Source organism: Thermococcus litoralis DSM 5473 (assembly GCF_000246985.2).
Classification (GTDB): domain Archaea; phylum Methanobacteriota_B; class Thermococci; order Thermococcales; family Thermococcaceae; genus Thermococcus_A; species Thermococcus_A litoralis.
Window position 1 is genome coordinate 706,502 of the sequence record NC_022084.1, and the last position, 21,242, is coordinate 727,743.

Below are 21,242 nucleotides of genomic sequence, written 5' to 3' on the forward strand. Positions count from 1 at the left end.
CTATGATATTAAAATTCATCGACCGGGAGGAGGAACTCCATGCACTTGAGGAGCTTTACGCCCAGGATAAAGCCCACCTCGTCCTTATCTACGGCAGGAGAAGGGTGGGAAAGACCGAGCTCGTGAAGCAGTTCATAGATGGGAAGAAGGCCTTCTACTTCTTAGCTAAAAAAGAGCCAATGGAGCTTGAGCTGGATAGGCTCGTAAGGGCCTTCAACAGGAAGTTCAACGTCTTCATCGAGGCTGAGAACCTTGAAGAGTTCTTTGAGAGAGTAAAAGAATTCGGAAAGATAGCCTTCGTAATAGACGAGTTCCCCTACTGGGTTGAGGAAGATAAAGGGATTCCCTCGACATTCCAGTACATCTGGGATGAAGTGCTGAAGGACTCAAAGGTTTTCCTCATTCTGCTCGGCTCCTCGATATCGACGATGGAGAGCCTCATGAGTTACAAGAACCCGCTCTACGGCAGGAGGACTGGTCAGATAAAGCTCCGCCCCCTTGAATTCTTCCACCTGAGGGAGGCTTTCCCCCGCTACAGCTGGGAGGAGCTCGTTAAGGTCTATGGAAATATAGACGGAATTCCAGCTTACTTCCAGTACTTCGATGACTCCCTTCCAGTGGAGAAAAATATCGAGAACAACTTCTACAATAAAGTGAGCGTCCTCTATGAAGACGCCGAGAGGTTGCTGAAAGACGAGCTGAGGGAACCGATTACGTACCTCAACATCCTGAAGGCCATAAACGACGGAAAGACGAAGCTCAAGGAGATAGCTAATGAGACGAGGGTCGCCGTGACGAACCTCCCAAAGTACCTCAAAGTCCTCCAGACCCTCGACCTCGTGAAGAAGGAGTATCCGATAAACCAGAGAAAGCGCGGGCGCGGCGTTTACAGGGTGAAAGACTTTTACTACCGCTTCTGGCTCCGCTTTGTCTACCCCTACCGCGATGACATAGAGATTGGAGCAATAAGCTTCGAGGACTTTCAGAGCGACTTCAACCGCTACCTCGGCGAGGTCTTCGAGAGCGTTGCCGGACAGTTCCTGATTAGGACGAACCGTCTCGGAAAGCTGCCCTTCAGGTTCACGAAGCTTGGAAGATGGTGGCACAAGGGGGAGGAGATTGACTTGGTTGCCCTCAACAGCATCACAGGAGAAGCGGGCTTTTTCGAGACCAAGTGGAAGAACTTGAGCGAAAGGGAAGCGAGGGGAATTCTGAAAGACCTTAAAAGAAAAGCAGGGCTCACAGGAATACCGGGGAGCTACTTCGGACTGATTGGGAAGAGGATAGAAGGAAAAGAGAACCTTAGAGAGGAAGGCTACCTCGTCTTTGACCTCGAGGATTTCAACGAAGTTAGAGAGAAAGAGAGCTGACTACTCTCTCACCATCCTCCTCGCCAGCTCAGCGTAGAGCTCCGGCATCCTGCGGAGCGAGTCTATCTCAACGTACTCATTCGGCCCGTGAATATCGCCTCCTCTCGGTCCAAAGTCTATTGCCTTAACTCCATAAGGTGTGAAGAACCTTGAGTCCGCCGCTCCAGGCCCTTCAACGGGTTCGGCTTTCTCGCCAAATTTTTCAAGCGTTTCAAGCATTGCCCTCACTATCTCCTCCTCCGGATGGGTAAAGAGGTAACCGGCTTTCTCGTTGCTGCTTACGATAACCTCTGCCTCTGGGATGTTAAAAGCAACAACCTCTTTTATAGTGCTCTCGATGTCTTTATGGGAATAGCTCATTGCCCTTATGTCTAGCCTCAGAACATGCTTGCCATCCTTAAAGGAATAGAGGTTGGGCGTTATCGATACTCCATAATCGCTGTACTTCTCAGGCTTTATTGGAGCTCTCACCAAAGGCACTATCGCCTTTAAAAGCTTCGTTAAGCCCATATCTGCTTCAACTTCCTCTCCCTCTCCGGGCTCAAGATACTTGAGCGTTACCTCACTCGGGACGACGTTTCCCTTGAGGAACTTCCCTTCAAGAGAGACCGCCAAAGCGTTTGAATTCCTCAAAAAGTGCGACAGTGCTATCATCGGATGAGTATCAACTCCAGGAAGGAAATATGCCGCATGCCTCGTTTCGAGAATTGGGGTGTTTACCTTAAACTTCCTCTCTTTTAGGACTCCTATGAGCTTGATTCTTTCAGAAGGCACGCCTATGGTGACTCCAAACCCCTTTCTCCTGCGTATTATGGGTTTCATGCCAATGCCATCTGCGTTGATCATGTATTCCGGAAGGTTATTTTCGCTCTTCAGCTTTTCAGCAATGTGCATTGCCATTTTTCCACCAATTTCTTCATCACCGGTAAATGCGAACAGAATCTTTCCCTCAAGCTTCATTTTTGAGAGCTCTTTCAATGCTAACATTACCGAAGCTACGTTTCCCTTGTCATCGGCACTTCCCCTTCCGTATGCTCTGCTACCTTTAATGGTCAGCTCAAACGGTTCAGTCTCCCACTCTTCCCTGTTTACGGGGACTACATCAAAGTGAGCCATGAAGAGGAGCTTTGGTTTCCCACTTCCTATTTCACCATAGACTGCATAATAACCGTCCCTTTCTATCAGCTCAGCTTCAATGCCCCAAGAAGACAGCGTATCCATTATAAACTTCGGGCAGTCCTTTGAGGGTTTTATACCTTTTGCCGGGTCGTTTGTTGTGTCGAATTTCACCAGTTCGGAAAGGAGCTCCACAACGTCCATAGATGACACCATTAAAATCTTCATCGAAATGATATTTAAGAGTTTTCACCCTCGTTCACTGGTGTTAAAGAGAAAAGTTTACGATTCTCCAAGTCATCTCTCTAAAAGGGCGAAGCTCTCACGAGATAAACGCAAATTTTATATACTTCGTATTGCATAATGTATTTCAGGTGGTATTGCATGGCTGTCATTACAGTTAGGGTTCCAGATGAGATAAAAGCAAAGATGAAGGGAATAAATATAAACTGGAGTGAAGAAATAAGGAGGTTCATAATCCAGCGCATAGAAGAGGAAGAAAGGAAGAAAAACCTCCAAAAAGCCCTCGAAATCCTTAAGGGGAGAAAGAACGTTGAGAAAGGTTTTTCAGCGAGATCTGTGAGGGAGGATCGTGATAGTAATTGATGCCTCTGCTCTCGCTAAAGTGATCCTTCAAGAAGAGAACTGGGATAGTGTTCCACTAACGGAAAAAACTGCAACGCTGGATTACGCTCTTGTTGAGGCACTAAACGCTATTTGGAAGGCTGTTATCCAAAAACGGCTAGATGAAGAAGACGCAAAAGACAGAACTGAAGCACTGAAGTATCTCGCCAAAAGCCTGTTGCTCTTCGAAGCCAAGAATTACTTTGAGCGTGCTTTGGAGATAGCGCTGAAGGAAAAAATTACCGTTTACGATGCCCTCTACATAGCCCTTGCGGAAGAACTAAAAGCTGATCTCTACACCTCTGACGTTAAACAGTTTGAGGCAGCAAAAAAATACGTGAGAGTAAAGCTCATCCAATAAATTTATTTTGCAAGAACCTCAAATCCATGAGGAGGTGAAAAAATGAAGCCAAAACCAATGCTCTTTGAGGAGATACCAAACGAGGTCATAGCGGCTGAAGAGGGAGATGAGGGAGTGGAAGAGGAAACAACTGTGGAGCAGTTTTTTGCCGAGAGCAAGGGCAACACGCTGTATTTCTCCTACGCAACGACAAACGCAAAGATAACTATAGGCATAACCCACGACAGAGCAAGCCTAGAAGAAATGGTAAAGGCGGCAAAGGAACTCTTGGCAGAATTTAAGAAGAAAAAGGAATAATCAAACGTTTATCCTTTTCCATATTGTTCCTTGGGGTGTGTCTTCGAGTTGAATACCAAGCTCTCTGAGCTCGCTCCTTATTTTGTCTGCCAGCTCAAAGTTTTTCTGTTTTCTAAGTGCGCTTCTCACTTCAATTAAGAGCTCTATTAGTTCTTCCTCCTTTGTCTCTTTGGCCTCTTTGAAGTAGTCCTCAAATATTCCAAAGACTTCGCTTACCATCTTGAAGAACTCGAGGGCTTTTCTAAGAACGCTTTCCTTTGGCTTCTCAACCTTCTCCAGATACCTGTTTACGGCATTTGCCACCTCAAATATTGGCTTCATAGCCTCAGCCGTGTTGAAGTCATCGTCCATCGCTTCATAGAACTTCTTCCTCGCATCCCTTACCACTTCATAAAGCTCGAACTCCTCTTTGTCCCATTTGAACGGTGTTTCTGCCTTTTCAAGGGCTATCCTAATATTCTCAAGGGTGTTGTAAAGCCTCTCAAGGTTGTTCTTGGCGTGCTGAATTCCCTCTTCCGTGTAATCTAACGGGGAGCGATAGTGCTTTTGAAGGACAAAGAACCTGATGACCTCTGCCGAGTATCTTTGAAGGAGCTCCCTGATGGTAACGAAGTTTCCAAGGCTTTTGCTCATTTTCTCTCCTTTGACCATTACAAAGCCCGTGTGAAGCCAGTAGCGCACCCATTCTTTGCCGGTGCATGCCTCTGTTTGAGCTATCTCGTTTTCGTGGTGTGGGAAAATTAAATCATTTCCTCCTCCGTGAATGTCAAAGCTCTCGCCGAGGTATTTGGTGCTCATGGTGGAACACTCTATGTGCCATCCAGGCCTCCCCTTACCCCAGGGGCTTTCCCATTTGGGCTCCCCAGGTTTTGCCTTCTTCCACAGGGCAAAGTCCTCTGGATTCTTCTTCCCTTCTCCAGGCTCTACTCTGACTCCTTTTCTAAGATCCTCGGGGTTTATCTTGCTCAATTTTCCGTATTCTTGGTACTTTCTAACTTCAAAATAAACGCCATCGCTTCCTTCGTATGCATAGCCTTTTTCCTCAAGCTTCTTCACGAAGTCTATTATATCCTGAATGTGCTCCGTTACCCTTGGGTAAATGTCGGCAGGCTTTACCTTCAAAGCCTTCATATCCTCAAGGAAATACTTCAAGAACTTTTCAGCCAGCTCTTTTGGATCTTCACCGGTTTCATTTGCCCTTCTGATAATCTTGTCATCTATGTCGGTGAAATTCATCACCATTAAAACCGTGTACCCCTTATGCTCCAGGTATCTTCTAATAACATCAAAGGCAATATAAGTCCTTGCATGGCCGAGATGGGTGTAATCGTAAACAGTCGGTCCACACACGTACATTCTAACCTCGCCATCCCTCAAAGGCTTAAACTCCTCCTTTTGCTTGGACATCGTGTTATAAACCTTCACCCCAATCACCTAGAGAGAGTTCTCCGAAGTTTTTATTAGATTATCGCTTCCGGCAAGTGCAAAGCTTAAAAACCCCCTCCCATAATCTAAACCAGTTTTTGAAAAAAGGAAAGAGGGAGGTCATGATTATGAAAGTTGCAAAGAAAGACGTAATAAGGCTCCACTACACCGGAAAGATAAAAGAAACAGGAGAGATATTTGACACGACTTATGAGGATGTTGCAAAGGAAGCTGGAATCTACAGCGAGAAGGGAATTTACGGGCCAGTTCCGATAGCGGTTGGTGCTGGGCACGTTATAAAAGGCCTTGATGAAGCCCTTGAGGGTTTGGAGGTTGGAAAGAAGTACACCATTGAGCTCCCGCCAGAGAAGGCATTTGGAAAGAGAGACCCAAAGCTCATAAAGACATTCACAATCGGTCAGTTCAGACGACAGGGAATCTACCCCTTCCCGGGACTTGATGTGGAAATCGAAACGGAGAGTGGAAAGAAGCTCAAGGGCAGAGTAATGAGCGTATCCAGCGGTAGGGTTAGAGTTGACTTCAATCATCCATACGCTGGAAAAACCGTTGTTTATGAAGTTGAGATACTTGAAAAGATAGACGATCCAATAGAGAAAGTAAAAGCCTTAATCGAGCTCAGAATTCCAAGGATAGACTTTGAAAAAGTGCAGATCGAAGTGGGCGAAAACGATGTTAAAATAGACTTTGGAGAACAGACAATAGACCCAAGGACTCTCGTTTTAGGCGAAATCCTTCTTGAGAGCGACCTCAAGTTCCTTGGGTATGAGAAGATTGAGTTCAAGCCAAGCGTCGAAGAGCTTTTGAAGCCACCAGAGGCCAAGGTAGAGGAGGAACTCGAAGAAGAAGCCAAAGAGGAAGTGAAAGCAGAAACAGAAGAAAAAGCTGAGGAAACAAAAGAGGAAGCCGAGGAGACAACGGGAACAGTAAAAGAAGAGACAACAAAAGAAGAAAAGATCGAAGAACAAGAGAAAAAACCAGAAGAAAGCGAAGAAGAAAGCAAAGCATCTCAAGATAGAGAATAACGTCCATTCTTTTTCTTCTTTGTTTAAGTTACTTATGCTATTTTGGCTCGCTTAAACAGCAACAGCAAACTTTTAATTACTTTATTAGAATGGTATTAGGGAGGCCTATGGTAAGGGAAGACATGCTTGTTAAAGACCTTAGATACCATTTCCCCCAAGAGTATGAGGAAAAGATAAGATCGGCTATCAAAATCTTCAAAGACATAATTAAAGTGCCCATATCTCCATTTAATCCTTCGAAAGGTTATCATCCCGTTCTGATATTTAGAAAATACTTCGGGACTGTAAAAAAAGAAGTCCCAATATCAATTCTAGAGTTAAAAACCCTCAACAAATACAACATGCCACCTTGGAAAAGAACAATAGTATTTGATTTAGACTCAGACACAGCAGGGAGTTATACTTTCAACGACGTTCACATCATGTACATTGGAAATTCCCGAAGCATAGAGGATACCACAAAAAAACTGCAGGAAATCCTAAAGCTAGCACGAAAAACACCTTTAAGAGTCATGATATGTTATGAAAGCATATACATCGAATACGAAAACAATAAGTTCATTAAAATAGAAATAAAAGGTGGGGAATTTATTATAGAACCTGGAGCTGCAGAGTACGGGGTATTGATTAGAATGTTTGGAAGAGCTCTACCATACATTGAGTCTACATTTCGCAGCAAAAACAAAGAGTTCTATAAGTTATTATTTGTATACTCCCTGGAAAGTAGGTTGGATTTTGAATCTTTTTTTATAAGATATGTGTATCCTAAGTTAAATCCAGAACAGAAAGAGTTCTTAGAAGAAATGCATGACTACAGAAACTTCATTACACTTTTATATGACAATCTCAAAAGGCTAAACAAGAACACATTTCAGGATGAAGTCAGCGTGAGAATTAACAGAAGAGCTCCTCACACTAGACCCCTGGATATTGTAATTAAATTTACAGGCAGTGGAATTCAAGTAGAGAGGGAAGCTTCTAATCCCACCGTAACTATATACGTATAGGTGTGCAAATTGAGACTCATAGTCCTATATTCAATTTCAGTTTTTCTTATTCTTTTCAGTCATAACCTCGGGAGAAACGTTTATGAGTGGGCATTTTACGATGTCCTCTTCTACGTACTCATACCTCTCACCGTTACTTATCTGCTTGGCTTCAAACCTAAAGAGCTTGGCTTTAAAATAGGAAAAAGAGACGGCTATATCTGGGCTCTTGCCCTCTTTCTCCTCTCTCTTCCTATAAGTGTTTATGCCTCCCAGCTAGAAAGCTTCAAGGCATATTACCCGATATTTGCCTACTCTTCTTGGGAGGATTTCCTCCTTAAGGAGCTTTTGATTGGCGTTATCATGTTTGCCCACGAGGCATTTTACAGGGGGATTCTTCTCTTCTCCCTTGCAAGAAAGAACGAATTAGCTGCCATAATTGCCCAAAACATCCCATACACTCTCGTTCACATAGGCAAACCACTCTTGGAAATCCCATATTCCTTCATAGCAGGAATAGTCTTTGCAAAAATGGATTTAAAGAGCGAAAGCTTTCTGCCGAGCTTCCTTCTTCACTGGATTGGTGCGGTTGTTTTTGACATCCTCTGCACTATAGGAGCCTGAGGGAGATGTTGCCGTTTACGGTAGATAGCACAACCTCGTATTTACCGCTTCCAAGAACAGCACTGAAAGATTTTGGACCATGAACCGGGGGCTTCGAAAGCTCCCCTGGGATCTCTGAGTCTATTTTTCCGTTAACAGTGGTAGCTTTGATTACTGCATCGGCATCTTTTGGAATGTAGGCTTCAATTCTTCCGTTAACTGTAGAAATCTTGACATTGTTGTTTATGCGAGACAGCAGGGCTGTTATTGAACCATTCACAGCAGATATTTTTTCAGCAGAAGTGTTTTTTATGGAAATGTTCCCATTCACAGTGCTAACTTTCCCGACTTTTTTAACGTTCTTTATGGATATTGTGCCGTTAACGTTTCCAGCTTTTTCTATTTCAACGCCTTTTGGCACGCGGATATCGAAGTTAACAGCACTTCCTCCAATGTTAATGCCAAAGTTCTTTTTCTGTTCAACTTTAATCGTAAGAGTATTTCCCTCTTTTTTGACCTTTATCTTTGGCTCTGCACCCAAAAGCCCCCACTTTTTCTCGGCTTTCAGTTTTATAGTTTCGCCCTCATAACCTTCGATCTTTATGGTGCCGTTTACGTTTCCAATCTTCAGCTTTGTTCCTTCTCCTACCTTGTATTCTCTCACAACAACTTCTATCATATTTCCCACCTCTAATTAAATATGGTGTGGTCAAAGGAAAAGAAAAATGTGGTCAAAATTGATCAGTTAGCTTTGCAGTTCCATAGCCCACAAAAAGAACTTTGTCCGGATCGAGGGCTTTGACTACTTCCGGCCTGTGGGTTATTATCAAAGCTGTTATGCCAGCTTCCCTTAGAATTTCACTTACCTTTTTGGCGACCCTCATAGCGGTGAGAGTGTCAAGATGTGCCGCAAATTCGTCCATTAGTAGAAGATTCGGCTTCTCCGCAAGTAAAGACGCTATCTTTGCCCTCTCCTTTTGGCCAGTGGAGAGCTCACTGAACTTTGCCCTATAAAGAACGGCATCACTCAATCCAGAACGGTTTAGAACTTCAACGGCAGCATTTAAATCCCCTATTTTTCTGTAAACGTGCTCCAAAATGCTTTCATCGCCAAAGAGGGGTTCCTGTTCCCCGGGCAACAGGGCTGAGACCTTGACGTTATCCGGCACCTTAATCTCTCCACTCGTAGGTCTGTATTTCTCTTCCCAATAGCCAAGTGCTGCACCAAGGAGAAGCCTAATGAGAGTCGTCTTTCCAGCTCCACTTGCCCCAACCACCGAAACTATTTCGCCAGGCTTAATTTCAAAGTTTAGGTTCCTCAAAACAGGCCTCTGTATTACCCTATGTCTAACTCCAAAGGCTTCCAGAAGGAACCTTATCTCCTCCGGGAGACCCTTTATGTCCAGTTCGCTCTCAAACACCTTACTGACATTCTTAAACACTATCGGCTCCTTTAGAGGTTCAACCTTTCCATAGCTCGGCTTCCATAACCTACCATCCTTGGGAGCATATGGGTCTTCTCTGAGGAATCTTTCGATGTATTCTTTGGCTTCTTCTGTTAGTGGGTAGAAAAGTACGGGTCTTCCGCTTGCTGTTTCCCAGAGAAACTTAAACCCAACTTTCTCAAAGAACGGATTGAAGCGGGCCATCTGGGCTATGGTTTCCACTATATGTTTTCTTTTCCTCATCTCCGGGACTCTTCTCTCATTTATCCACTCGAGGGCAGCTTTAACGCTTAACTGTCCAAGCCCGTCGCTTCTATAGTCCGGATGCACAACAACCCTCGCTATTCTAGCTCCAGCCGTGTTGCTTTCTCTTAAAGCCTGCCACTTAGCCTTCTCCCATAGCAAATGGCGTGCAATCTTTTTTGTGTGCTTTTTCTTGAGCTCTTCATAAAGCTCTTTCATGATTTTCTCTGGCCAGAAGGATGGGTTAAACCACTCCTCTGGAAAAACCTTTTCTCTTATATTCTTTTCTATTTCTCCATTGGGTAAACGACGGTGCATTAGCGGAATAGGCGGGTCAACTCTTACATAAGCCAAAATCCTCGGCTCGTATTCCTCCCTGTTTTCAAGTTCAAGGAGCAAAAACCTCGATGCTGGAGTGGAACCCTTAATCTCAAGAATGTGAACGTCTTCACTTCCACAGACTGGGCACGGTTGCTTCGTGTTTGCCTCGAAGATGTGGTTGTTCTCACACCTCCAAAGGGCAACCTTCTCCTTTTGTGATGCGTAGTGATACTGCTCAAGCTCCGCTATTGCCTCAAAGTCGCTTTCATAAGTTGCTTCCCTTGCCCTTATCTTATAGGTGTACAAAAGCTCTCCAGTCAGGGGAGAAAAGCGCTTCGCCTCATACTCCTTTTCCCACAACGGCCAGACCTTTATTTTGTCCCCTTCGTAAAACTTGTAGAGCTCATAATCGTCAAAGTCGAGCACATTACCTTTTTTGGGTTTGTTCTTGATGTGTATCTCCACTTCATCCCCCGTTACAAACCATTGAGCGATACCGCTCATGTAAAGCTTGTACTTCTCCCCGGCATCTACCTCAAGAACCCCAAACCATCTGTGCTTGAAGCGAGGAACTTCGCTCCCCACGACCTTTCCCCTAATTATCATCCAACCACCCAAGAGATTTGGGCGAAGTGATATTTAAGTGTTGAGCGGGGCAATAGGTTTAATAACGCTAAGGTATATATCTGAACGGTGATGACCATGGGAGATCCTTATATCTGGATGGAAAACCTAAGTGACGAGAGGGTTTTAAAATTTGTTAATGAAGAAAACACCCGTCTTAGAGAGTTCTTGAGCGATTTGTCCGATAAATTGATCGAAGAGGTTAGAGAACACTATTACCTCCCCAACATTGTTGAAGCCCACGTAACAGAGAGAGGGACTTTTGTAAGGGTAAACGAAAAGGGAAGGCAGATAATAAAGATTCTCGAAACAAGCGAAGTCATAGTCGATTCAAAGCACCTTGAAGAGGAACTTAAGGATGAAATTCTTCTGCAAAATTTCACCGTAGACAGAGAGAGGAAAAGGTTAGCGTACAGCTTCTCAATAGGCGGGGCTGATGAAGGCATTACAAGGATAGTTGACCTAGAGAAAGGCGAGGTAATTGAAGAGATAAAACCATCACTCTGGAACATCGTTTTCCTTGATGACGGCTACTATTTTGCACGCTTCTATAGAAAGGGGAAAACACCTGACGGAGTTGATGCTCCTGCGGAGAGAATCTTCCTCAAAAAGGGCGGAGAAGAGAGAATGGTCTTTGGAGAAGGATTGGGCTCAGGATACTTTATGAGCATCCGCAAGAGCAACTACGGTAATTATGCGTTAATAACGCTCTCACTAGGATGGAACAAGAGTGAGATTTATTTTGGCCCCCTTGAAGAGCCGGAAAAATGGGAAAAGGTGTATTCAAGCGAAGTTCCAGCATATCCAATTGATTACGTGGATGGAAAACTTTACATTTACACAAGGGAAGGAAAAGGACTCGGCAAGGTCATTGCCATTGAAAATGGAAACGTAAGAGAAGTCATCCCAGAAGACGAGTTCCCGCTGGAGTGGGCTATAATAGCTGGCGATAAAATCCTTGCCGGCTATCTCGTGCATGCTTCATCACTGCTGAAGGTCTTCACCCTCAATGGGGAACTTCTTGAGGAGATTAAATTTGACATGCCCGGACAGGTTCAACCCCTCGATACTAATGAAGAAAAGGCGATACTGAGGTATGAGAGCTTCACAACCCCCTATCGCCTCTATCTCTTCAAGGAAAGGCTTGAGCTAATTGATGAAGTGAAAGTTGAAGGTAGCTTTAAGGTTGGCGAAGACTTTGCAACGTCAAAGGATGGAACTAGGGTACATTACTTCACTGTAAAAGGAGAAAAAGACGAAAAGAAGGCATGGGTCTTTGGTTACGGCGGCTTTAACATTGCCCTAAAGCCCAGGTTCTTCCCACATGCAATACCTTTCATAAAGCGCGGTGGAACCTTTGTAATGGCAAACCTCAGGGGAGGAAGCGAATACGGCGAAGAATGGCATAGAGCCGGAATGAGGGAGAACAAGCAGAACGTCTTTGACGACTTTATCGCAGTTCTCGAGAAGTTCAAAAAAGAGGGCTATAAAACTGCCGCCTGGGGAAGAAGCAACGGCGGTCTTTTGGTTTCAGCTGTTTTAGTCCAAAGGCCAGAGGTCATGGATGCGGCTTTAATAGGGTATCCGGTTATAGACATGCTGAGGTTCCATAAACTTTACATCGGAAGCGTCTGGATTCCAGAATATGGCAACCCAGATGACCCAAAGGACAGGGAGTTTCTCCTCAAGTATTCCCCATATCACAACGTAAAGCCCCAAAAGTATCCCCCAACACTAATCTATACCGGCTTGTACGATGACAGAGTTCACCCTGCACATGCACTTAAGTTCGCAAAGAAGCTCAAAGACCTCGGAGCTCCCGTTTATCTGAGGGTAGAAACAAAAAGCGGACACATGGGGGCTTCACCAGAGACGAGGATTAAAGAACTGACAGACCTGCTCGCTTTCGTGGCTAAGACCTTGGAGATTAGGGTTTAGAATTTAAGGCGCTTTTAATTTCTTCATATCTTTTTCTAGATTTTTCCCTTTCCTTTTACAGTTTTTTACCCAGAACGCGGAAGTACCCACAATGACAGTCAGAAGAATTCTGTAGAAGAGATCATTGTTTATAGGAAGAGGGTCGCTTTCGTCTATGATTCCGTCTTTATCACAGTCAAAGAGAGGATTTAAGACCAGATTTACCCCAGAAACTCCATAAGCTATGTACTTTTCGTCTTTAGAAATTGCGATTCTTCCCAACACCAAGCTCGGATAATAATGCTCATTACTCCAGAGAGTTCTTCCAGAGAAGTCGAGAATATGCAATGCATTACTATGAACCAAGATATAGTTTTGGGACACTGTAAAGTCTTGTATAAAGGGAAAATTTCTTCCCCAGAGAAGGTTACCGTCTTCGTCATAAACCTCCAAGTATGAACCATCCCTTGAGTAGAAAGCCACGATAATCTTTCCGTCTTTTGTAAGTTTGATAGAGCTTATATGTCCTTTCCAGGGCTCAATGACCCGTATAAGGTTTCCTTCTCTTGAGTAGAGATAGATTTTGCCTTTCTCTCCAACCGCAACGATTTTTCCGTTTGTTGCTACTTTCTCACCGAAGTTCAAGCTCCAGAGCTCTTCGCCCTTTATGTCAAAAACCTTAACCACGCTGCCATTCTTCAAATAGCCTCTCGCTACGATCAAATCACCAGCCGCGCTTACCGATGTTGTGTTAAACTCCTTCCTCCATAGCTCAGAACCTTCAGAAGAATAAGCCACAAGATACGAAGGTGAAAAAGTGAAGGTAGATTCACTAAGCCATCTAATCCCATAGGTTCCGAGAACTATAACGTTTCCTGATACGTCAAATGCTCCATAATGATCAAAAGGCAGAAGAGTTATGTTTTTAACGATTTTTCCATCCTTTATAAAAAGCAGGCTCCCGTTTTCGGGGTTCTTCGAAATTCCATAATATACGGTCTTAACAACGAGTGCGTCATTTTGAAATCCTATCCCCACTACTTCATGCTCGATGCTAAACTCAATCTGAGATATTCTGTTCAAGAGAGGGTCTTTGTTGGAAACTTCCTCAAAATAGTCCAGCGACCAAAGTAGTAGAAGAACAAACAAGATGAGCAATAGACTCGATATCTTTCTGTTCATTTCAATCAGTAATTACTTCACAAGATAGTATTTAAGCCTTTTCCTCTATCAGCTTCATAATCTTGCTGTGCAGCTGCTTAATTAGCTCCCTTCTATCCTCCATGAGGACAACGTCGCTCGCTCCGATTACATCAAGGTTGAAGGCAAATGGACTCGGAAGCTCGTTGTGCTCTATAACGACCTTTATCTTCCCCTCTTTCACCCAGCTCAAAAAGAGCTCCGCGTTTTCTATGTCCATCTTGTCCTCCATTATTTCCCTGTAAACTTCCTTTAAAAGCGGAAAATCAGGATAGTTCTTCTTCAAGAGCCTCAAAAGGGTTTGTGCATTCAGCTGTTGCCTGCTTAAGCTCTTCTTTCTCCCCATGTACCTCCTGAGGATGAGCAACCCCCTGTTTGCCACATGCCTAAAGCGTCTCTTTAAGAGCTCCGTGTTGTCTAATGCTCTCTTTAAAGTCTCTCTTAAGTCCTCAACCTGAAACAGCTCCTTAATTTCCTCTTCGCTTAGGGGCTTCTCCTTAGGGAGGATAAGCATAAAGCCGTTATCGCTTATTGCTATTCTCACGTTTGTTCTCTTCTTCTTGCTGATAAGGTATGCAAAAGCCCTGCTGAGGGCTTCGTTTGCTCTGCGCCCTATCAAAGTATGGAAGAAATACTTAGCCCTTCTCTCGTCAAAGACCTCCTCAACTAAAAGAATTTTGTCATCTGGAATTGTGGAATACTTCTCCTGCTCCCTGAAATATCCTAAAATTGCCTTTGCAGCTTTTTCATCGATTTGATACTTTTTCATGAGGAAACTTTTATCCCTTCTGTTGTTTAAGATACCCTTAACTTCTCTTCTAAACCGCTGAACGTCTATAGCCAAATCAAAGCTCAGCGGCAGCATCTCAGAAAACCACGCCGGGATTGTGGGCTTCGCCCCTTCCTTTGGCACAACATATATTCTGTTGCCCCTAGATTTTTTAAACTCATACGTCCTGCCGGCTAAAACGAAGATATCCCCAGGCATTAACCTCTCGGCAAATTCTTCCTCAACCGTTCCTATGAAGCGCTTATCGAGAGTGTAAACTTCAATTTTTGCCTCATCCGGAATAGTGCCGGTGTTCATGTAGTAGATTGCCCTCGTCATTTTCCCTCTCTTACCGAACTTGCCTTCTTCCTTATCGAGCCAGATTTTTGCATAAACCTTCTTTTCCTCTAAACCTGCGTATTCCCCAGCGAGATAGCGCAAAACGCTCATGAAGTCTTCAAAACTCAGATCATGATAAGGATAAGCCCTCTTCACAAGGGAGTACGCTTCGTTTATATCCCATACCCTTTCAAGAGCCATGCCGAGGAGGTGCTGCACAAGAACATCCAGCGGATTATGGGGGATTTTAATTCTATCCAGCCTTCTATTTCTCGCGTTATGGGCTAAAACCGTACATTCCACTAAATCATCTCTATCCAAAACAAGGATCACGCCTTTGCTGACCTCATGCAACCTGTGCCCAGCCCTTCCAATTCTTTGAAGTGCTCTGTTGACGCTCTTGGGGGAGCCTATTAAAACAACAAGATCAATGCTTCCGATATCGATGCCAAGCTCCAGAGAGGTGCTTGAAACTACCGCCTTGAGCTCCCCTCTCTTCAGTTTCTCCTCAACTTCAAGCCTAACATCCCTAGAAAGGCTTGAGTGATGTGCTTCAATTAGCTCAGCATATTTTGGAAACTTCTTCTTGAGGTGATAAGCTACTCTTTCAGCACCGCTTCGTGTGTTTGTAAATATTAAAGTCGTCCGATGCTGCTCTATAAGCTCATCCAACCGTTTATACAATGCCTCGCTGAGTTCACTAGCTGGGGCGTAGATGAGATCCTCAACTACGCTCTCAACCGTAATTTCAGTCTGCTTTGCAAAGCTAACATCAACTATTGAACCAGACCTTGGACTTCCATCATCGTTGTAGCCAAAGACAAACTTGGCAACCTCCTCCAAGGGATGTATCGTCGCACTTAGGCCAATTCTCACAAAATCCCCAGCAAGATTTTGAAGCCTCTCAAGGCTTAAGGTCAAATGAGTGCCCCTTTTGTTTTCAGCCAAAGCGTGGACTTCATCAATGATCACGTATTTAACTGTTTTCAGCCTTTGGCTAAATTTAGGAGCATTTAGGGCTATTGCCAGGCTTTCAGGAGTGGTTATCAAAATATGGGGCGGCTTTTTTACCATCTTCTGCTTTTCATAGCTTGAGGTATCGCTAGTTCTAACAGCCACCCTTATCTCCGGCAATTCATACCCGAGCTCTTTGTAAACTTCTCTTATCTCACTTAACGGCTCCTCAAGGTTCCTTCTTATATCGTTGTTCAAGGCCCTCAGCGGAGAAACGTAGAGAACGTAAATCTGATCTTCCAGCTTACCCTCTTTTCCAAGAAGAACAAGCTCGTTTATAGCAGCTAAAAAAGCCGATAAGGTTTTTCCACTACCCGTTGGAGAGGATATTAGGACGTTTTCTCCCTTGTGGATTTCTACAACGGCGTATCTCTGGGGAGGGGTAAAAGTACCGAACTTACGCCTAAACCACTCTGCAATGGGCTTATCGAGTATGGCATAGATTTCCTCATCGCTGTATTCCCTGTTTGCAAACCTTATCATAGCTCTCAATCATCCTACATAGCCGGACTTTAAAAATTTTGATACGATTTTCGAACAAAATCATTTAAAGACCCAAAACCAAATTTCGGTAGGGAAAAGCATGGAGAAGCTTAAGAAGGCCGTTAAAGAGTTTAACAGACTTCATGGAAGCGAGGCTCAGGCTGAGATAATAAAAGTAAAAGAGGATGAGGCAATAATTGAATTTAAAGGCTCCTTCTGCAAGACCTGCGGATTATTTGACTATTTTGAGGACATTACATGGGAAGCTATGGAATTCGGACTAAAAGTGGAGCCGGTTGAGATTGTTGAAATGGAGGAGGACTTTGAAAAAGGAAGGTACGTGGTAAAATACAAAATTTATCCCAAGGAGACAATTGAATAGAGGAAAAGTACAAGGAAAATCAGTCCAGAGAGGTAAGCGATCGAATGTGGTAGATTAAGATGAAAGCTCTCTTGCTTTCTCTTTGCCTTTAGATACATCGCCGTTGGTAGTATGCCTGCATAGAGTATTCCGCCAAAAGTTCCAGCCAGCCATAGAGCATTTACAAAGCTCTTGAGACCGGCAAAGTATATTAGCAAAGGCGGAAGTACTGTTAGCAGCCATGCATAAAGCCTACCTATTCCTAAAACATCTTTCATGTTATCCATCTCTGAGAGCGCAACACCTATGTAACTTGTACATATTGCTGCAAGGGGCAGAACAAGACCTAGAATCCTTCCCAGATTTCCGTATAACCTTTCAAGTGCGCTTGTTGCAAGCTCGGGCGCATCTGAACCAAAGGCTCCCACAAATGAAAGGACAAAGAAAGCATAAAACACCATTGGAACAAGGTAGCCTATAAAGACCGCTTTTGTGGTTGTTTTTATGTCTTCGAGTCCTTTGAGGAGTTCAGGGATTACCATGTGGCTGACGTAAGCAAAAATCACAACTCCCAATCCGTTTAAAGCTGCAGAGGTGTTGAAAGTGGACAAATTATTTACGTCAATCCTTCCCAAAACAAGACCTATCGAGACTGCAAGGACTAAAAGAAGAAGCCCCGTAAGAGCCAATTCCGCCTCCCCAGAGACTTTAAGCCCCATAAAGACTATCAGGCTCATTAAAATCCAGAAGGCTAAAGCAGCGAACTCAGGCTTAACCCCGGTTAAGGAAGATAAAATATCAGCACTCCCTGCAATGTATGCTATGAGAGCCCCATAAGCCAAAGCAGAGATGCTGAGAAACATTGAAACTCCACCTATCTTTCCCAAATGCTCCTCAGAGAGTTTTGAAAGGCTTTTTCCGGGATTTTTGGATGAGACTTCAAGGACGAACAGGGCAGTAAGGAGTGTCATCAGCCCAGCTAAAATTACAATAAAAATCCCAAGAACTCCTGCTTCCCTCAGTGCATACGGTAAGCCCAAAACACCCGCACCAATTTGAGTACCTATAAGTATTGCACTTGCCTCAGCTAATCTCAGCCTCCTCATGCTCCCACCGATTATGAAAGGAATTTCATGGATATAAAAGGCTTGCTATATGTAAAGAGAAGGACTCCAAAAGACAAATGAATGCACCCAGGTATACTTGTACACAGTGAACTACCCCGGCCTTTCGGGCGGGGCTTCCTGCTTCATAAGGAAGACTTGCCCCGTGATGACTGCCTCAAAAGGCACGACACGGGGTAGAGGTCTTCCCTCCACAGGCAATCCGGGTCGTCCCAACCCTTCATCCAAACCCCTTCTCAATATGTTGAAGGAAGCGTTCAAATCTCTATCCATCACCAGCCCACACTTCGGACAGCGAAAAACCCTCTCCGAAAGAGGCAATTCCTCCACAACGAACCCACAACGGGAGCAAGTCCTCGAAGTGTAGGCTGGCTCAACAAAAACAACCCTCCGACCAGCTCTCTCAGCCTTGTCGGAGAGTATCCTAATGAAAGCACCAAGAGAGGAATCGAGCAAACGACGGTTGAGACTTCTATGACCGTTCTCAACCATATTCTTCGGTTTTAGGCTCTCCACGACAATAATGTCGTAATTCCTGACGTAGTAGAGGGCGAGCTTATGGAGAAAATCATTTCGCTGGTTCGTTAGCTTTTCATAAGCTTTAGCTAATTTTATCCTCTCCTTCTCCCAGTTCTTCGAACCTTTTTGCTTCCTTGAGAGCCTTCTCTGTATCTTCTTAATCCTTTCGAGGGATTTCTCAAGGAACAGAGGGTTTTCAAAAGCGTTGCCGTCGCTATCAACGACGAAATTAGCCACCCCCAAATCAATCCCGACTGCTCTACCCGTTTTAGGTAGCGGTTCTGGTTCTTCCTCAACCTGAAAGATAGCATACCATTTTCCACTCTTCGTCCGTTTTATGATTACTCCTTTAATCCTGCCCTTAATTTTCCTGTGGAGCTTTATGGGAACTTCTCCAATTTTGGAAAGGTGCAGTCTCTTCCTCCCTTCATCGAGCTTGAACCCGCTTTGATTGTAGTTCAGAGTCTTCCAGCTATTCGGCGAGGTTTTGTATCTTAGCTTTCCTATCTTATGCCCGTTCTTTTTTAGAACCTTCAGGACGGTCAGGTTGTTCCAGAGTTGGTGGTTCACCATTTGGAGAACTTTAGAGTAGACTTCCTTGAGTTCTGGCTTTTCCTTCTTCAGCTCGACGATTAGCCTTTGGGTGTCGGTTCTCCTGAGTGAAGGGTTTTCCCGTATTGCCCTCAATAACTCGTTATAGAGCCAGCGACAGAGTTCCATATGTTGGAGCATCCTTTCCTGCTGTGCTTTTGAGGGATAGATTCTGAAGCGGTAGGAACGCATCAACTTTCCTCACCCTGACTCTCAACGTAGGCTTTGAGAACGTCGAGGGTCACTTGCCCAGAGGTTGCGAGGAAGTATGAGGGCGACCAGAAGGCGTTTCTCCAGAGTTTTTCCTTCACTTCGGGGAAGTTCCTGCGTATTTCCCTTGATGTGATTGTCTTTAGGCCGTTGATGTATTTTGGTATGTTGAGGGTGGGTTTTGCCTTGAAGAGGATGTGAATGTGGTCTTGGTCTGTCTCGATAGCGAGAACTTCTACCTCGTGGGTCTCCGATATTTCGTGGATTTTCTGTTTAAGAAAGTCTATTATCCTGTCGTTGGTGAAAACTTTTCTGCGGTATTTTACGACTAAAATGAGGTGGTAGTAGAGTTAATAGACTGAGTGTGCTCCCTTGTCGAGTTTGTATTTCATAGTTATCCCAAATTTTGTGTAACTATGAAAGTATTTTAAGTGTTTCGGGCTTTCATTCCCTCCCTATCGGAAGGGGACTTCCCGCCCGAATGTGTTAAAAGACATGGATCGCCGTTGCTTTAAAGCTTAGGTAAACCTCTTTTCCCTCTTGAATCCCCATCTCTACAAGAGAAGAGCGGGTTATAAAAGCTCTAAGCTCAATTCCACCAATATCAAGGGTTACCCTCACCAGCGAGCCCAGATCTTCAACCGCTAACACCTTGGCTTTGAACTCGTTTCTTGCAGAGGTTTTTATGGACTCATTGGATATAACGATGTCCTCCGGCCTTATTCCAACTCTCAGCTTCCCTTTAAACTCCCCCGGTAGCTCTATTGAAATTCCGTTTGCCCTTAATATCCTCCCTTCCGCAATCCCCTCTATTATGTTTTCAAACCCAAGAAATCTCGCGACTTCTTCATTTTTAGGCTTGGAAAAGACTTCCCTAACTTCTCCGGTTTGGATCAATTTTCCGTTCAGCATTACACCAACTCTATCCCCTAAACTGACAGCCTCTTCAAAAGAATGCGTTACGTGTAAAGCCGTGAAGCTAAGCTCCCTTCTCCAGCGTTTCATCTCTTGAATGAGCTTAGCCCTAGTTTGAACGTCCAGATTTGCAAAAGGCTCATCAAGAAGTATAAGCCTTGGCTCCAGTACTAAAGCCCTCGCAATGGCAACCCTTTGAGCTTCACCGCCGCTCAGCGTTTTTGGTTTTCTGTGCAAAAGATGTGAGATTTCAAGAATCTCTGCAATCTCCCTAATCCTCTTATTGATTTCATTTTTTGGAATTTTTCTGAGCTTCAATCCGTAGGCTATGTTGTCGTAAACTTTCATATGAGGAAAGAGGGCGTAGTTTTGAGGAATATAAGCTAGATCCCTCTTCTCCGGTGGAAGAAAAGTTATCTCCTTCTCATCCATAAAGATTTTTCCAGAATCTGGTGTAAAGATGCCAGCGATGAGTTCGAGGAGAAGGGTCTTTCCAGCACCACTAGGGCCCAAAATTATGAAGTACTCTCCCCTCTCAACTGAAAATGTTATGTCTCTGAGGTGAAATTCCTTGTAGTCCTTGGAAATATTTTGAACTTCAAGCATGACGTTATCACCGGGCAATAGTCTCTAAAAATGTCCTCAACCCCGACTCATCCAAAAACTCCTCAATAAGCCCACGGTTTTCTCTGATTAATTTCTCAATGAAGTTTCTGTATAGTCCCGACATGGAGTCTCCTTTGTAGTTCCTGGCAATTGCCAAGAGATGCATGACGTCTTTTGGAGTAAGCTTTCTTTCCAAGTCTTTGCTGAGCTGACTTATTGAGTTTTCTAGCCTTGAAAGATTACTCTCCTTCTTAGCAAGAAGAGTCATTAAGAGCTCAAGTTCTTTTTTTGGTTCGATGTCTTTTGCATCAAAAGTAACATCTCCAATTCCGAATGGAACAATCGTTATCCCATTTACTAGGAGGTAACCATTTTTTACTTCAGGTTCAAAGCCTCCTGCCTGCAAGGTGCTTTTAGCCCAGTTTAGAATGTTTTCCTCTGTATCAACGTCTCTAGCCACTCCAATAATAGTAGGCCTATCCTCAAATCTCTCAACTGCTCTGAAAACTGCCTTAAGAGCCTTTTTAAGGTTATCTTTCCCATTAGCATGCAGTATCACCAACAAAGTTTTGTACTTAATTAAACAGATAGGTCTTGATAGCTCCTTGTCCTTCGAAAACGGCAGAATCTCACACCCTGCATTGCTCTCCCTAAACCTATAAAACTCCTTTATTAAGGGAAGAAAGAAGCTAACATCTGTTCTGCCCTCTAAGAGCAAGAGTCTCACTTCCATTTT

The 21,242-nt window shown here is 44.1% G+C and carries 19 protein-coding genes and 1 pseudogene; 9 read left to right on the forward strand and 11 right to left on the reverse strand.

The annotated features are described in order from the left end of the window. Positions 1-2: 2 nt before the first annotated feature. Complete coding sequence (locus OCC_RS03955; protein WP_004068185.1) at positions 3-1,370, forward strand: ATP-binding protein; 1,368 nt, start codon at positions 3-5, stop codon at positions 1,368-1,370. Here OCC_RS03955 and OCC_RS03960 read toward each other — a convergent pair whose 3' ends face one another. Beyond that, positions 1,371-2,714, reverse strand: a complete 1,344-nt coding sequence (locus OCC_RS03960; RefSeq protein ID WP_084684304.1) for a M20/M25/M40 family metallo-hydrolase — start codon at positions 2,712-2,714, stop codon at positions 1,371-1,373. A gap of 156 nt (positions 2,715-2,870) precedes the next feature. On the opposite strand from OCC_RS03960, the gene vapB reads away from it, so the two are divergent. The 3 genes from vapB to OCC_RS03975 are packed head-to-tail and all read left to right on the forward strand — an operon-like array spanning position 2,871 to position 3,768. After that, positions 2,871-3,092 (forward strand): type II toxin-antitoxin system VapB family antitoxin, encoded by a 222-nt coding sequence (gene vapB, locus OCC_RS03965; protein ID WP_004068187.1) that lies wholly within the window; start codon positions 2,871-2,873, stop codon positions 3,090-3,092. Further along, complete coding sequence (locus OCC_RS03970; protein ID WP_004068188.1) at positions 3,079-3,471, forward strand: type II toxin-antitoxin system VapC family toxin; 393 nt, start codon at positions 3,079-3,081, stop codon at positions 3,469-3,471. The genes vapB and OCC_RS03970 overlap by 14 nt, the downstream gene beginning before the upstream one ends. A gap of 42 nt (positions 3,472-3,513) precedes the next feature. Continuing rightward, the gene (locus tag OCC_RS03975) at positions 3,514-3,768 is read left to right on the forward strand and encodes a hypothetical protein (RefSeq protein ID WP_004068189.1); all 255 of its coding nucleotides are present in this window, start codon (positions 3,514-3,516) and stop codon (positions 3,766-3,768) included. Here OCC_RS03975 and cysS read toward each other — a convergent pair whose 3' ends face one another. Beyond that, a complete protein-coding gene (gene cysS, locus OCC_RS03980; protein WP_171814850.1) occupies positions 3,769-5,199 on the reverse strand; it encodes a cysteine--tRNA ligase in 1,431 nt (476 codons plus the stop codon). It abuts the gene before it with no gap. A gap of 122 nt (positions 5,200-5,321) precedes the next feature. Here cysS and OCC_RS03985 point away from each other — a divergent pair, with 122 nt between their 5' ends. The 3 genes from OCC_RS03985 (at position 5,322) to mrtA (ending at position 7,846) form a co-directional block, all read left to right on the forward strand. Continuing rightward, complete coding sequence (locus OCC_RS03985) at positions 5,322-6,236, forward strand: peptidylprolyl isomerase (protein WP_004068191.1); 915 nt, start codon at positions 5,322-5,324, stop codon at positions 6,234-6,236. A gap of 89 nt (positions 6,237-6,325) precedes the next feature. Continuing rightward, positions 6,326-7,243: a hypothetical protein gene (locus tag OCC_RS03990; protein ID WP_148290402.1), complete on the forward strand. Its 918-nt coding sequence runs from the start codon at positions 6,326-6,328 to the stop codon at positions 7,241-7,243. Positions 7,244-7,252: 9 nt separating this feature from the next. After that, positions 7,253-7,846 carry a CPBP family archaeomyxosortase MrtA gene (gene mrtA / locus OCC_RS03995; RefSeq protein WP_004068193.1) on the forward strand — a complete coding sequence of 198 codons (594 nt, stop codon included), beginning with the start codon at positions 7,253-7,255 and terminating at the stop codon, positions 7,844-7,846. Here mrtA and OCC_RS04000 read toward each other — a convergent pair. Further along, positions 7,833-8,504, reverse strand: a complete 672-nt coding sequence (locus tag OCC_RS04000; RefSeq protein WP_004068194.1) for a DUF4097 family beta strand repeat-containing protein — start codon at positions 8,502-8,504, stop codon at positions 7,833-7,835. The two genes, mrtA and OCC_RS04000, sit on opposite strands and share 14 nt — an antisense overlap. Positions 8,505-8,556: 52 nt before the next feature. After that, entirely contained in the window at positions 8,557-10,440 is a 1,884-nt protein-coding gene (locus OCC_RS04005; RefSeq protein ID WP_004068195.1) for an ATP-binding cassette domain-containing protein, read from the reverse strand. A 96-nt stretch (positions 10,441-10,536) separates the two neighbouring features. Between OCC_RS04005 and OCC_RS04010 the strand changes: the two genes are divergently transcribed. After that, positions 10,537-12,396 (forward strand): prolyl oligopeptidase family serine peptidase, encoded by a 1,860-nt coding sequence (locus tag OCC_RS04010; protein ID WP_004068196.1) that lies wholly within the window; start codon positions 10,537-10,539, stop codon positions 12,394-12,396. A 3-nt stretch (positions 12,397-12,399) separates the two neighbouring features. Here OCC_RS04010 and OCC_RS04015 read toward each other — a convergent pair whose 3' ends face one another. Continuing rightward, positions 12,400-13,557 carry an outer membrane protein assembly factor BamB family protein gene (locus OCC_RS04015; RefSeq protein ID WP_004068197.1) on the reverse strand — a complete coding sequence of 386 codons (1,158 nt, stop codon included), beginning with the start codon at positions 13,555-13,557 and terminating at the stop codon, positions 12,400-12,402. Between the two features lie 31 nt (positions 13,558-13,588). After that, the gene (locus OCC_RS04020) at positions 13,589-16,180 is read right to left on the reverse strand and encodes an ATP-dependent helicase (protein ID WP_004068198.1); all 2,592 of its coding nucleotides are present in this window, start codon (positions 16,178-16,180) and stop codon (positions 13,589-13,591) included. A gap of 100 nt (positions 16,181-16,280) precedes the next feature. On the opposite strand from OCC_RS04020, the gene OCC_RS04025 reads away from it, so the two are divergent. Then, the gene (locus tag OCC_RS04025; protein WP_004068199.1) at positions 16,281-16,562 is read left to right on the forward strand and encodes a hypothetical protein; all 282 of its coding nucleotides are present in this window, start codon (positions 16,281-16,283) and stop codon (positions 16,560-16,562) included. Here OCC_RS04025 and OCC_RS04030 read toward each other — a convergent pair. The 5 genes and pseudogenes from OCC_RS04030 to OCC_RS04045 form a co-directional block, all read right to left on the reverse strand. Next, positions 16,538-17,647 carry an aromatic amino acid transport family protein gene (locus tag OCC_RS04030; RefSeq protein ID WP_004068200.1) on the reverse strand — a complete coding sequence of 370 codons (1,110 nt, stop codon included), beginning with the start codon at positions 17,645-17,647 and terminating at the stop codon, positions 16,538-16,540. The genes OCC_RS04025 and OCC_RS04030 overlap by 25 nt on opposite strands. Positions 17,648-17,758: 111 nt before the next feature. Next, on the reverse strand, positions 17,759-18,967 hold the full coding sequence (locus OCC_RS04035) for an RNA-guided endonuclease InsQ/TnpB family protein (RefSeq protein ID WP_004068201.1): 1,209 nt from the start codon (positions 18,965-18,967) through the stop codon (positions 17,759-17,761). Then, a pseudogene (gene tnpA / locus OCC_RS12225) lies at positions 18,967-19,377 on the reverse strand (IS200/IS605 family transposase). The gene OCC_RS04035 and the pseudogene tnpA overlap by 1 nt, the downstream one beginning before the upstream one ends. A gap of 94 nt (positions 19,378-19,471) precedes the next feature. Next, positions 19,472-20,506 (reverse strand): tungstate ABC transporter ATP-binding protein WtpC, encoded by a 1,035-nt coding sequence (wtpC, locus tag OCC_RS04040; protein ID WP_004068202.1) that lies wholly within the window; start codon positions 20,504-20,506, stop codon positions 19,472-19,474. 7 nt (positions 20,507-20,513) lie between these two features. Continuing rightward, positions 20,514-21,239, reverse strand: a complete 726-nt coding sequence (locus OCC_RS04045) for a DUF3226 domain-containing protein (protein ID WP_004068203.1) — start codon at positions 21,237-21,239, stop codon at positions 20,514-20,516. Positions 21,240-21,242 lie beyond the last annotated feature (3 nt).